Origin of the sequence: Riemerella anatipestifer (assembly GCF_009663465.1) — a bacterium.
GTDB lineage: Bacteria > Bacteroidota > Bacteroidia > Flavobacteriales > Weeksellaceae > Riemerella > Riemerella anatipestifer_C.
The window spans coordinates 1-12,807 of sequence record NZ_QXHU01000006.1 but is presented as its reverse complement, the minus strand read 5'-3'; the positions used below and the strand labels follow the sequence as shown (position 1 = coordinate 12,807).

Sequence of the window (12,807 nt, the reverse complement as noted above, 5' to 3'; positions counted from 1 at the left end):
ACACACACACACACACACACACACACACACACACACACACACACACACACACACACACACACAATATTTTCGCGCGCGTTAATTTAAGTTATTTATTTCATATACATCATCTATTTTATATCGTGATTTATTCAATCAACGATATTTCCTTGTTTGTGTTTCAGTTTCTTCGTATGAGGGTATTGTTACTCGGAGTAAGTTCTAATTATAATTTTTTAAAAATCAAATATATGAAAAAAGCTATTTTTATTGCTTTAATGTTGCCTTTGCTATCAAAGGCTCAAACGGGAAAGGTGGGTATAAATACAAAAGACCCAACAGAAACGCTTCATATAAATGGTACCGCTAGGGTATCAGATTTACCTCTAAATGGCACAGCCTCTGCTATAAACACTAAGGTAAATGGTACAGTTTCTACGGCTAAAGACCAAACTTTTACTGCTGTTAAAACTGTAGTAGTAGATGCGAATGGTGTTTTAGGTACCATATCAGGGTTGCCAGTAATAGAGTTGCCACCACCACCAGAAGAAGTGTATAAGCCTATTAGATATTGTTCTAGAAATACAATCGGAGATGTATTTCCGGGGCCTACACATACAATGACTTTTGCTGACTCAGGTTATATTTTTGAATGGAAGGATACAGGTATAGGTAAATTTACTTTATATGTAAGAAGAACTCCAAAGTGGGCATCTCAAACTAGAAGAGCTAAATCTACTTGGTGGTTTTCTAATGGAGCGGTCCATGGATCGGTTAGAGGTGACTTTACTATAACAGGTACAAATGAAAGTGTTTTTGATGCTTCATTTCAAACAAGTACAATGGGAAAGGTTTCTCTTATAGTTGCGTACACTGGACATACATTTAATATTGATTTTACAACTTTAAACCCATTTGATGGTACTTCGAAAGTGATGAACATTTGTATAGAGCAAACGACTCCATAATTTGATATAAAAAAATAATCATAATCAATACAAGGCTTCTACTTTTAGTAGAAGTTCTTGTTTTGTTAAATTTTATGTAAATTTGGGGCTATGATAAAGGCAAAAAAGATACATAAATATTACGGTGATTTAGAAGTCCTAAAAGGAGTGGATATTGAGATAAAACCAGCAGAAGTGGTCTCCATAGTGGGAGAGTCTGGTGCTGGGAAATCTACACTATTACATATTTTGGGAACGCTGGATATGCCATCTGATGTGGGGATATATGGTACAGAAATAAGCATCGCTGGGCAATCTTTTCTTACGATGAACGACAAAGATTTGTCTAAATTCAGAAACGAAAATATAGGTTTTGTGTTCCAAAGCCACCAGCTGTTGCCAGAGTTTACCGCCTTGGAAAATGTTCTATTACCTATTAAAATAGCAGGGAAGCCTGAAAAAGACTATATAGAAAAGGCACACGCATTATTTGAAGAGCTCAAAATAGCAGAGAGGCTTAACCATAAACCTAAGCAACTTTCTGGGGGAGAAGCCCAAAGAGTAGCGGTAATCAGAGCGTTGATAGGCAGTCCCAAAGTTATTTTTGCTGATGAGCCTACAGGGAATTTAGACTCCAAAAATGCTGATGCTTTGCACCAACTGTTTTTTGACCTTAGAGACAAATATCAGCAGACATTCATCATTGTAACGCACAACAACACACTCGCCGATAGTACAGATAGAAAACTTGTTATGAAAGACGGGTTGATACTATAAAATAAGTATGAGAACGCTTTGTCTCTTTTTGTTTTTAAGTATTTGGCACTCTTGTGATAAAGAGAATGTTTCGCTAGATTCAGAAAAATCAACGATTCTAGATGATTCTTTTCAGCAAAAAAGATTTAAGGAGAAAGTTCTGATTGTAAAGAAATATATCCGAAATAAAAATTATAATCAGGATATTGTGATGCTGATAGATTATAAAATTCTATCAGGAAAATATCGCTTCTTTGTTTATAGTTTTAAAACGGATAAAATCGTAGATAGGGGCTTGGTAGCTCACGGTTCAGGTTCGGTAAATAAAACAGATAATACTCTTGTATTTTCCAATACAGAAAACTCATATCAGTCTTCTTTGGGTAAATTTAAAATAGGAGGGAGTTATAATGGTCAGTTTGGTAAATCTTATAGGTTGGTAGGATTAGATAAATCCAATAGTAATGCCCTTCGTAGAGCTATTGTTTTACATAGTTATCATAGTATTCCGAATCAAGAAATAGATGGAAATATTTCGTTGAGTTTAGGTTGTCCTATGGTTTCTCATTTATTTTTTAAGCGATTAGAAAACTATATAGATACTTCGGAAAAACCTATTTTGCTTTATTCTTATTATTAAATAAATATCAAGCCATTATGTCCATAAAAAATCTATCAGAAGACGACCGCCCCAGAGAGAAATTCTTAACCAAAGGTAGAGATGCTTTATCTGATGCAGAACTATTAGCGATTATTATGGGGAGTGGCAATAGGGAAGAGTCGGCGGTAGATTTAGCGAGAAGAATTTTGCAAACTTATGGGCATAATTGGAATGCGTTGAGTGAGATAGGCGTTGCAGATTTGATGAAGTTTAGAGGCATAGGAGAAGCCAAATCCATTAGTATTGCCACTGCCTTAGAAATAGGCAGACGGCGAGCGATGCAGGAACAGCCTAAAAGGTTACAGATTACGCAAAGTTCGGATATATTTGAAATGATGGCGCCGCTTTTAAGCGATTTACCCAATGAAGAATTTTGGGTGATATTTCTTAATCAAAGCAATAAAGTTTTGCAGAAGAAACCTTTATCCAAAGGTGGAATATCAGGTACAGTAGTAGATGTAAGATTGATGTTCAAAATGGCATTAGAGCATTACGCTACGGCGATTATAGTGGTGCATAATCATCCATCGGGGAATGCTTCGCCTAGTGAACAAGATTTGGAAATTACCAAGAAAATAAAAGAAGCGGGAGTCTTGTTGGATATTAGATTGTTAGACCACATCATTATTGCTAAAAATAAATACTTTAGTTTCGCAGATGAAGGCGTGTTATAAGCTGCAGTTGTTGAAAAATCATCAGATTGATATTGAGAAATATACTCAGTGTTTAAGAACTTCTGAGCAGTATCATTTTCAAGCCGAAGCAGTTTACCTTAATACCTTAAATGGTGGGAATTGGGAAGTTATAGTCTTAGGAGATTATGAAGCGGTAATGCCTGTACCAATTATCAAAAAGTTTGGAGTTAAATGGGTGTTATTTCCTCCGTTTTTACAGCAGTTAGGCGTTTTTTCAAAAAAGGATAATTTGGAGATTAACGAGTTGTTTTTTAGCTTTTTGAAAAACAATTATAGAGTAATTTATTATGCATTTAATGCTAAAAATAAATTGAATTCAATGTTATGGAGAAAGAACTATAAACTTCATCAATCCTTTTATGTAGAAGTATTTAGTAACTATTCCACCAGCCGAAAGAGAAATCTTAAATCTCCAAAAAACAATGAAATTAAAATTTCTTCACTAGAAAATTTATCCGAAATAAAACCTTTCTTTTTTCAATTTGTAGAGTGGTTATCATCGGATAGATTGAAAGAAAAATATTTCAAACACTTAGAATATTTGGAGCAAAAAAATCTACTAGAAATTTATGTAGCTAGAGATTTGCAAGGGATTTTGCTTTCCGTAGCGGTAATTTCTAATTTGGGTGGAGAGAAGGCTTTGCTTTGTTTTATAAATAATAAGGGTGAAAAGACCAATGCGCCTTCGGTAGTTTTAGACGAAATCATCAAACAGTCTATTGAAACTCATCAGTTTAATTTCTTTGGAAGTAATATTCCTTCTGTGGAGCAGTTTAATCAGCGTTTTGGAGCGGTTTTAGAGAAATATCCAGTCTATCATCAATCCAAAAAACAAATTCTTTTACAATTTATAGGGTTGCGTTAGAAAGACTGTTTTTAAAATCAGTTTAAATCACTAACTTTGCCCTTATTTTTTCTGAAAAATGAGTTATAAAGAATTTTTGCCGTATGCATTTGCTTTGGTTTTGGCATTTCCCTTTTTAGTTTTTATTAGACAGGGGCTTCATTACTATATGAAAGCGAAGACAAAGGAATTGGAACTTTTAACTCTAAAAAAAGGAAAAGAAATAAATACACAGGCTCACGAGAGAATGGCGATTTTTTTGGAACGTATAAAACCCGCTTATCTTATCCAAAATTTTGATAAAAACTTAGCTACCCACGAGTTTTTGTATTTAACAGAGAAAAACATCAATCAAGAGTTTGAATACAACATCTCTCAACAAATCTATATAGATAAAGTGATTTGGGAAAATATAACCGATGCTAAAAATAGTATAATTAAGCTGCTCAAAGATACTTATCAAGGGCTTAATGAGGCTAGTTTAGAGGAGTTTAAGACTGTTTTTCTGATGAGTTATATCAATGGCGAAGATTACATCGGTCTTTGCCTAGACGAGTTGAGGAAAGAAATATTAAAAGCAAAATAAAATTAAATATAATCAAATGATTCCAAGTTTTAAAGCACACCCGTGGCACGGTATTTCTGCGGGAGAAAAAGCACCAGAAGTGGTAACAGTATATGTAGAGATTGTACCTTCGGATACTATTAAATACGAAGTGGATAAAGAAAGTGGTTATTTAAAAGTAGATAGACCACAGAAGTTTTCTAATATTATTCCAGCTTTGTATGGTTTTATCCCAAGAACTTATTGCGATGAGGAAGTAAAGAAATTGGCAGTAGAAAGTGGTGCTAAAGATGTTACGATGGGCGACCACGACCCGCTTGATATTTGCGTGTTGAGTTCGCACAATATACAGTCAGGAAACTTGTTGATGGACGCTATTCCAATCGGTGGGTTTAAAATGATAGATAAAGGTGAGGCTGACGATAAAATCATAGCAGTAATGGTGGGCGACCAGTCTTACGGACACGTTAGAGATATTTCTGAACTTCCAGAGGCAGAAATTAAAAGGCTAAAACACTACTTTTTGACTTACAAAAACCTGCCTTACGAAGAAGCATCTTGCAGAATAGATGAAACTTATGGGGCAGAACACGCTAAAAAAGTGGTAGAAGCGTCTATTAAAGATTATCAAACAAACTACGGAGAATAACTTTTAAGGCTCATAGTAAAAACTAAAGAAGAAGAACCTAAAACTGAATAATATTCGGTGGAGGTTCTTTTTCTATTTTTAAATAAACGAGTAAATATTTGTTTTATAAATTCATTTTTACTTATTTTTGACCAATGGAAAATTTCATAGTATCTGCGAGAAAATATCGTCCACAAGAGTTTGACACTGTTGTGGGGCAGTCGCATATTACAGATACTTTGGAACACGCCATTGCCGAAAATCAGTTGGCTCAGGCATTGTTATTCTGTGGTCCTCGTGGCGTAGGTAAAACAACTTGTGCAAGGATTTTAGCCAGAAAGATTAACGAAAAAGACGGCGCTACGAGCGAAGATGGTTTTTCTTATAATATCTTTGAACTAGATGCCGCGTCTAACAACTCTGTAGATGATATACGAGAACTTACCGACCAAGTGCGTTATGCACCACAAGTAGGTAAATATAAGGTATATATTATAGATGAGGTGCATATGTTGTCTTCACAGGCTTTTAATGCATTTCTTAAAACTTTAGAAGAGCCACCTGCACACGCTATTTTTATTTTAGCAACTACGGAGAAACATAAGATTATCCCTACCATTTTGTCTAGATGTCAAATTTATGATTTCAAGAGAATTACCATAGAGGATATTCAGGGACACCTTAGAAAAATAGCAGATAAAGAAGGTATTAGCTACGAAGACGACGCGCTTTTCCTTATCGCTCAAAAGGCAGATGGAGCTCTTAGAGATGCTTTGTCTATTTTTGATAGATTGGTAACATTTACCCAAAAGAATATTACCCTTGCAAAAGCAGCGGAGGTGCTTAATATTTTGGACTATGACCAATACATCAAAATAGTAGATTTAATCCACACTAATGATATTCCTAATGTTTTGGTAGCGTTTAACGAAATTGTGAAAAAGGGTTTTGACCCTCATATTTTCATTGCTGGATTGGGAAATCACTACCGAGATTTAATGATGGCTCAAAATTTATCTACTTTAAACTTGATAGAGGTAGGCGAGAAAACGAAAGCCAAATATGCAGAACAAAGCCAAAAATGGACAGCTCAGCAGTTGGTAGATGCGATAGAAATTTGCAACTATGCAGACATCAATTACAAGAGTTCCAAAAATCCTCGTCTTACAGTGGAGATAGCCCTGATGCAACTGGCTAGCCTCACCCACGGGACAGAAGGAGCTAAAAAAAAAAGTTTCTGATTTTAGCACCTCTAGTTAAAGAAGGGGCGGTTCAGAAAGCTAGTGAAAAGGCTTCCACGGTTCATAAAGAAAATTCCAAAAACATTTCCGAAGTACCAGAGATAGAAATCAAAAAGGCTAAAGCACCTATTTTGAAAGAATCTGTAAAATCTTCATTTAGTATTACAGAGGCTATAAACAAAACAGAAGAGTTGCAGGTAGAAGAGGAAATAAAAGAAGAGGAGCTTCCCGATGGACATTTTAGTGAGACCGATTTACAAAAAGAATGGAAACATTTTTTGAAAAAATTAGCTCGTGAGGATATGGTAACCTTTAATGCCGTACAAAATTTTACCATAGAAAAAGCAGAAGAAAATAGAGTTTGTATTAGATATACGTCTAAATCTGCTAGGGTAGAGTTTGAAAAGGTTAGTCCTCAGTTTTTTAGTGATTTTAAACACAAGTTTAATAATTATCGTGTGAAGTTTGATTTTGAAGAAGCAGAGCGAGTAATCATTAAAAAAGATACAAAACGAGATTTATTTAATAAAATGGTGGAGGTAAATCCATTATTGAAAGACTTGCAGGAACTGATGCAGTTTGATTTTAATTAAGTGTAAATACAATGAATTTAAGAGATTTAAAAAACGATTGGTTGCAAAACTATCCGCAGCCAATGGTGATAGCAGGACCTTGCAGTGCAGAAAGTGAGGAACAGATGCTAGAAACAGCAAGAGGAATTAAAGAAGCTAATGCAAAGATAGATGTTTTCCGTGCAGGTATTTGGAAGCCAAGAACTAAACCAGGCTCGTTTGAAGGGGTAGGTGTAATAGGGCTTAGTTGGCTTAAGAAAGTGAAAGAAGAATTTGGTTTTAAAACGGCAACCGAAGTAGCTAATGCTCACCATGTGTATGCGGCTTTGGAGGCAGATGTAGATATTCTTTGGGTAGGAGCTCGTTCTACGGTAAATCCTTTTACGGTACAAGAAATTGCGGTGGCTCTCAAGGGTACAGATAAACCTGTGTTGGTTAAGAACCCTGTTAATCCAGATTTAGCTTTATGGGTGGGAGCTTTAGAGAGGCTATTGGCACAAGATGTTAAAAATTTGGGTGCAATCCATAGAGGATTTTCTACCTATCAGAAAACGCAATACCGTAACATACCTAATTGGCACATTGCATTAGATTTTAAAAATCAGTTTCCTAATATACCAATGTTTGTGGACCCTTCACACATTTGTGGGAATAGAGAAGGATTGTTTGATATTACTCAAGAAGCACTTAATGTAGGCTACGAAGGAGCGATGATAGAAACTCATTGCACACCAGATAAGGCTTGGAGCGATGCTTCGCAACAAATTACGCCATCGGTTTTAGATGAAATGATAAGTCGTTTAAAGGTAAGGACTTCGGATATTTCTGGCTACGAAGATGATATGGGGAAACATAGAGCTTTAATTTCTGATATAGACTTTCAGTTAATGGAGCTTCTTTCTAACCGAATGCGAATATCGGAGAAAATAGGGACTTTAAAGAAAGAAAATAATATTGCTATCTTCCAACCCGAAAGATGGAAAGAAATTACAGAGTATGCTAGAAAAAAAGCTGATGAAACGGGTATGAGTCAGGATTTTATAGAAAAAATATTTAAAGCTATTCACGAAGAGTCTATCGAAGTACAAAATAAAGTGATGATAGGTTCTAAATAAATTTTAAAACATAAATAAAAAATCGGTTGTCATTATTTACACAACCGATTTTTTTTATTAAATATTATTATAGTCTTTAGAACGGATACCCAAAGGCAAAGTTAAGTGTAGGTTTAAGTGGTTTTATATGGCTGATTCTCCAGCGTTCTCCTTCTGGTTGGTTGGGGTCGTACATTTTGTAGGCAAAATCTACTCTGAGGGTAACATAGGCAACATTTATTCTTACCCCAAAGCCACTACCAACGCCTAACTGTTTATAAAATTTATTGAACTTGAAGGCATCTCCTAATCCTGTATCTTTAAGCGACCAAATGTTTCCTGCATCTGTAAACAAAGCCCCTTCAAACATATTATTGATAGGAAATCTGTATTCTATATTAGAAGTAAGTTTTACATTTCCCATAATAAAAGACCTTACCTTTTCATTTAATTGAGAGTCGGCAGGACCAAGTCCCCCAAAGGCAATCCACGCACGAATATCATTAGAACCTCCATTAAAATAAGACCTTACAAATGGCATATTTGATGAATTTCCGTAAGGAATACCTACCCCAATAAACTGCCTAAAAACAAGTGTAGATTTTGAATTGATGTTAAGGTATTTTCTCACATCGGCATCAAACTTTGCAAACTGTGAATAAGGAATATCAAATATTGTTTTTTCGTTGTTGGTTAAAATACTTTTGGAATCTTTTGTTTTTCCGAGTAAACTGATGAGGTTTCCTGCAAATTCCATTTTTCCACTAAAATAGAATGGGTGTTTATAGTATTCTTTACCAATTTCGTTGTATAAAAACTGATAGTTTAGAGAAGAAATAAGTACATTTTGTGTTTGCCTATCTCTATTGAGTAGAGATTGCAAGAAAGTATTATACATATCCCTATTCTCTGCATTTAAGGAGCCAGAGAAAGCTCCATCAGAAATTATCGTTCTAGAAACATCATCGTAAGAATAAGCATTAACATTGTAGGAAGGGTTAAACGTCTGGTAGAGGTTAAATATATTTTGCCTTACCTCATTGTCTCCGCGGAATAGGTCGTAGTAGCTATCTTTATTTCTTGTTAAACTTAACTGGGTATTGAATAGAGAAAGCCTATGAGAAACCACATCATTTACATTAGCGGTATAGTTAAGGCTTCCATTAAAGTTGATTCTATCCATACCAATATTATTTTGGATAGAAGCTCCTAAAGCGATAGATGAGGTAGGAGAGTAGCGTTTAGGGATTAGTTTGTGGTATCTAAAGGGAAGTAGAAGCCTTGGGATATTAAGAGCCATCTGTGCAGAAAGTTCATAAGCGTTGAATATTTTATCGGGGTCTTTGCCGTTTTTGGTAGTACCGATAATACCTGAAAAACTGGTAGATAGATTTTCTGCACCACCAAATACATTCCTTGCGATAAGCTCCACAGAAGGAGAGAAACCAAAGTTCAATATTTGAGAATAATGAGCATCAAAAGCGGTTTTGAACTCATATTTAGGAAGTGGTCTTAGGATATATCTTACATCTAAAATACTATCGTTATTTTTTCTTAATCCCTCTTTGTAGTCTATAATGCTAAAATTGTTCATAGCATTGATGTTCCTTTTGGTAAGGTCTAGCCATTTTTGATTGTAAACTTCACCATTTTTAAGAATGATGGGGAGCCATAGAGAGCGGGTTGTATATTGTTGGTCGAGTTTGTGTATCCTTACACTGTCGTCTTTGGGGAGTTTATCAAAACGGTAAGGTTGAGTATTTAGGGTATCACTAATGTGGTTTACAACGAATACATCTACCTTTCCTATGGTTGTTATTTTATAGGGGCTGTCTTTGTCGCTCTTGTGTATATCCATAGTGAGAGGCACATTTTTGTTACCCTCTAAAGTGTCTGCGGTAAAGTAGATTTCCTCATTATTTTTATTAAAGCTATAATAGCCTACATCTCTCACACGGTCGGTAATTCTTTTGACTTCCTCTTCCAATTTTTTTTGATCAAGAATATCACCTGTTTTTATTTTACTTTTGAAAGCTTCCCCTTCATAAATCCCCCTAATATTGCTATCTGGGATAGAATAATAGTAGTTTTTTATTCTTGTAGGCTCGTTAAAGGTGAGTTTATAAGTTACTTGGGCTTTTTGTTTTGCAGTATCAATATCTTGTTTATAATCCACCTTGGCGTCCCAATAACCTCTATAACGCATAAATTGCCTCATATTTTTTGCACTAGCAATGGTTTTCCCTTGCTCCAAAATTTTAGGAGCTTCGCCTACGGTGTGCAGAAAACGGTCTACGGTTAAAGATTTTCCTACATATTCAGGGTGACCGTATTTAACAAATAGAGAGTCCCTCAAACTCTGATTTCTCATTTGGTTAGGGTAGGTCATATATTCTGTGAGAATAGTATCATATTTAGGATTAGCAGCATTATAAAGCCATAATCCAACCGGAACTACAAAAAGGACTTTCTTATTAGGTTTTTGTTGTATATAATTAGATATTTCGCTGGTAAATAACTTTTTGTCTTCGTAGATAATGGTGTTTTTCGTGAGTAGAGCATCTCCGTAAGGTACTTTTTTGGTACTGTTACAGGCGTACAAAAAAGCAAACAAAATTGTGAGTGCGGAAAATAAATAATACTTTTGGAAATATTTTCTGATATGCTTACGAATCATAAAGTTAAAGTTTTACAATCTTTGGATAAAAAAAAATTCAGACAAAAATACAATTTGTTTTTGGTTGAAGGTAACAAAATCATTAAAGAATTAAAAAATACCAATATAGAAGTAGAAGCCGTTTATTCGGCTAATTCCGAGGGAATAGAATTTTTAGCAGAGGCTTTAGTTCCTATTACCGAAAAGGAACTAAAAAAGGTGAGTTTTCTTAAAACTCCTAAAGATAGTGTGGCGGTTTGCCGTGTGCCTACTTCGGAAATTTTGGAACACAATAACATCAATTTAGTTTTAGATGGGCTTCAAGACCCGGGTAATTTAGGAACTATTATTCGTTTGGCAGATTGGTTTGGGATAGAGCAGATAGTATGCAGTACAGATACCGTAGATGTTTACAACCCCAAAGTAGTACAAGCCACTATGGGCTCGTTTACCAGAGTAAATGTAGTGTATAGTGATATAGAACAGTTTCTATCCAGCTCCTCTGCAGAAAATATCGGTACAGATATGGAGGGCGAAAATCTATATAAAACTAATTTTCCCAAAAAGTTCAATCTAGTGTTAGGAAACGAAGGCAACGGAATGCGGTCTAGCGTAGAACGATTGATGAAGCGGAATATCACTATTCCTCGTTTTGGCAATCACAGAGCTACAGAAAGCCTTAATGTATCTATGGCGGCGGGGATTATTTTAGGACAAATATTTTCTGATAAATAATTTAGTATTATAAAGCCCTTTTGAGGTATAAAAAAGCAGAATGATATAGAGGTATGTTGTTTTTTTCTCCCAAAAAACTTGCATACTTCCTCAAAAGGTGATATGTTTGCCCCCAGTTTATGACACGCAGTACCAACCACATACAAAAAAGTGTAAAAAAGTTACACAATTATTTGGTAGTTCCAAATAATTGTGTAAACACACACACAGACTAGTTACCCGCGTACGCGTAGTATACTACTTTTTATCTAAATTTTTATCATCAATTATAAATAATGTGCCTCCAATCTTCGTTGGGGGTGTTTGGTGTTTAGCATACGCTAAGTTTTGTTTTCATAAATACCTGCTAGAAGTCCATCTTTTTCATAAGTTAAATTGGTTGTTTGGGTTTAAGGCTTCTAGTGTGCAGAGAGGATACCCTATTCTCTCTGTTTTAGCCTTCCTCCTTGTTTTGTGTGTGTTTAGAGGGGGGAGGCGTTTTCTTATTGGTTCAAGAGTTCAAGGTTTAAAGTTCAAATATTCAAGGGGTAAGGGGTTAAGGTTTAAAGTTCAAAAATTCAAGGAATCATCGGAGCTATTGAACTACGCCCCCAGAACTTTAAACTTTTTTACAACTTCACAACTTAACAATTTCACGACTTAACATCTAACAACTAAAATTTAAATCTTATGCCAATCAAGTACAAAGTAATTCAGAAAGGGCAACCTGGGGTTGCCGGTGGAGGCGAAAAGAAATATTACGCCTCTGCAAACACGGTAAGCGAGAAAACTTTAGCAGGACTTACCAAGGACATCGAGAAAATTTCCACCGTAAGCGGCGCCGACATTCGTGCAGTCTTATACGCTTTGGTAGATGTAATGCAGACCTCTTTGGCGGAGGGGCAAGTGGTAAGGCTGGGCGAAATGGGCAGTATGCGGGTGAGCATCAGTAGCGAGGGCAAAGCCACGGAGGAAGAAGTAACGGCTTCGGCAATAAAAAGCGCCAAGGTGGTTTTTACGCCAGGTTCTGACCTGAAAAAAATGTTGGCTACGCTGAAGTATGAAAAAATGTAGCGTGTTTGGAGGAAAAAACACGCGTGAAAAAAAAATCCGCACGCGTGTTTTTCTCCAAAAACACGTGTGTTTTTGGGGTATCTTGCGAAAGCCCTCTACAAAGGCGTTTGCAGAAGGCGTTTTCTCATTGGTTCAAAGAGCTTTAGTTCAAGGTTCAAGTGTTCAAGGTTTAAAGTTCAAATATTCAAGGTTGAATAAGCGTACCTATCCCTTAAACCTTAAACATAGAACCTTGAACAGCTTCAGCTCCTTGAACTTTAAACTTTTTTACAACTTCACAATTTCACAACCAACAACTAGCAATTAACAACTTAACATCTAACATCTATAAACTTTAACATTATGAAAAAAACTTTGTTATGTGCGGTATTTCTGCCTTTG

13 protein-coding genes are annotated in these 12,807 nt (G+C 35.6%); 12 read left to right on the top strand and 1 reads right to left on the bottom strand.

Annotation, left to right across the window (positions count from 1 at the left end; all coding sequences use genetic code 11):
- Positions 1-230: 230 nt before the first annotated feature.
- The 10 genes from D1003_RS08910 to D1003_RS08865 all read left to right on the top strand — a co-directional run bounded on the left by D1003_RS08910 (position 231) and on the right by D1003_RS08865 (position 8,003).
- A complete protein-coding gene (locus D1003_RS08910; protein WP_153936554.1) occupies positions 231-947 on the top strand; it encodes a hypothetical protein in 717 nt (238 codons plus the stop codon).
- A gap of 90 nt (positions 948-1,037) precedes the next feature.
- Positions 1,038-1,703 carry an ABC transporter ATP-binding protein gene (locus D1003_RS08905; protein WP_153936552.1) on the top strand — a complete coding sequence of 222 codons (666 nt, stop codon included), beginning with the start codon at positions 1,038-1,040 and terminating at the stop codon, positions 1,701-1,703.
- Positions 1,704-1,710: 7 nt separating this feature from the next.
- Positions 1,711-2,322: a murein L,D-transpeptidase catalytic domain-containing protein gene (locus D1003_RS08900; protein WP_153936550.1), complete on the top strand. Its 612-nt coding sequence runs from the start codon at positions 1,711-1,713 to the stop codon at positions 2,320-2,322.
- A gap of 17 nt (positions 2,323-2,339) precedes the next feature.
- Positions 2,340-3,017, top strand: coding sequence for a RadC family protein (gene radC / locus D1003_RS08895; RefSeq protein ID WP_153936549.1), 678 nt, complete (start codon positions 2,340-2,342; stop codon positions 3,015-3,017).
- A 10-nt stretch (positions 3,018-3,027) separates the two neighbouring features.
- Positions 3,028-3,903 (top strand): hypothetical protein, encoded by an 876-nt coding sequence (locus D1003_RS08890; RefSeq protein ID WP_260393387.1) that lies wholly within the window; start codon positions 3,028-3,030, stop codon positions 3,901-3,903.
- Between the two features lie 58 nt (positions 3,904-3,961).
- Entirely contained in the window at positions 3,962-4,468 is a 507-nt protein-coding gene (locus D1003_RS08885) for a hypothetical protein (RefSeq protein ID WP_079206465.1), read from the top strand.
- A 16-nt stretch (positions 4,469-4,484) separates the two neighbouring features.
- Positions 4,485-5,096 carry an inorganic pyrophosphatase gene (locus tag D1003_RS08880; RefSeq protein ID WP_004920235.1) on the top strand — a complete coding sequence of 204 codons (612 nt, stop codon included), beginning with the start codon at positions 4,485-4,487 and terminating at the stop codon, positions 5,094-5,096.
- Between the two features lie 134 nt (positions 5,097-5,230).
- On the top strand, positions 5,231-6,316 hold the full coding sequence (dnaX, locus tag D1003_RS08875) for a DNA polymerase III subunit gamma/tau (RefSeq protein ID WP_153936545.1): 1,086 nt from the start codon (positions 5,231-5,233) through the stop codon (positions 6,314-6,316).
- Between the two features lie 131 nt (positions 6,317-6,447).
- A complete protein-coding gene (locus D1003_RS08870) occupies positions 6,448-6,909 on the top strand; it encodes a hypothetical protein (RefSeq protein WP_153936543.1) in 462 nt (153 codons plus the stop codon).
- An 11-nt stretch (positions 6,910-6,920) separates the two neighbouring features.
- On the top strand, positions 6,921-8,003 hold the full coding sequence (locus D1003_RS08865) for a chorismate mutase (protein ID WP_153936541.1): 1,083 nt from the start codon (positions 6,921-6,923) through the stop codon (positions 8,001-8,003).
- Positions 8,004-8,079: 76 nt separating this feature from the next.
- Here the strand turns inward: D1003_RS08865 and D1003_RS08860 are convergent, their stop codons facing one another.
- Positions 8,080-10,659 carry a BamA/TamA family outer membrane protein gene (locus tag D1003_RS08860; RefSeq protein ID WP_153936539.1) on the bottom strand — a complete coding sequence of 860 codons (2,580 nt, stop codon included), beginning with the start codon at positions 10,657-10,659 and terminating at the stop codon, positions 8,080-8,082.
- Here D1003_RS08860 and D1003_RS08855 point away from each other — a divergent pair.
- Entirely contained in the window at positions 10,645-11,373 is a 729-nt protein-coding gene (locus D1003_RS08855) for an RNA methyltransferase (protein ID WP_153936537.1), read from the top strand. The genes D1003_RS08860 and D1003_RS08855 overlap by 15 nt on opposite strands.
- Before the next feature lie 669 nt (positions 11,374-12,042).
- Positions 12,043-12,426: an HU family DNA-binding protein gene (locus D1003_RS08850; RefSeq protein WP_153936535.1), complete on the top strand. Its 384-nt coding sequence runs from the start codon at positions 12,043-12,045 to the stop codon at positions 12,424-12,426.
- Positions 12,427-12,807 lie beyond the last annotated feature (381 nt).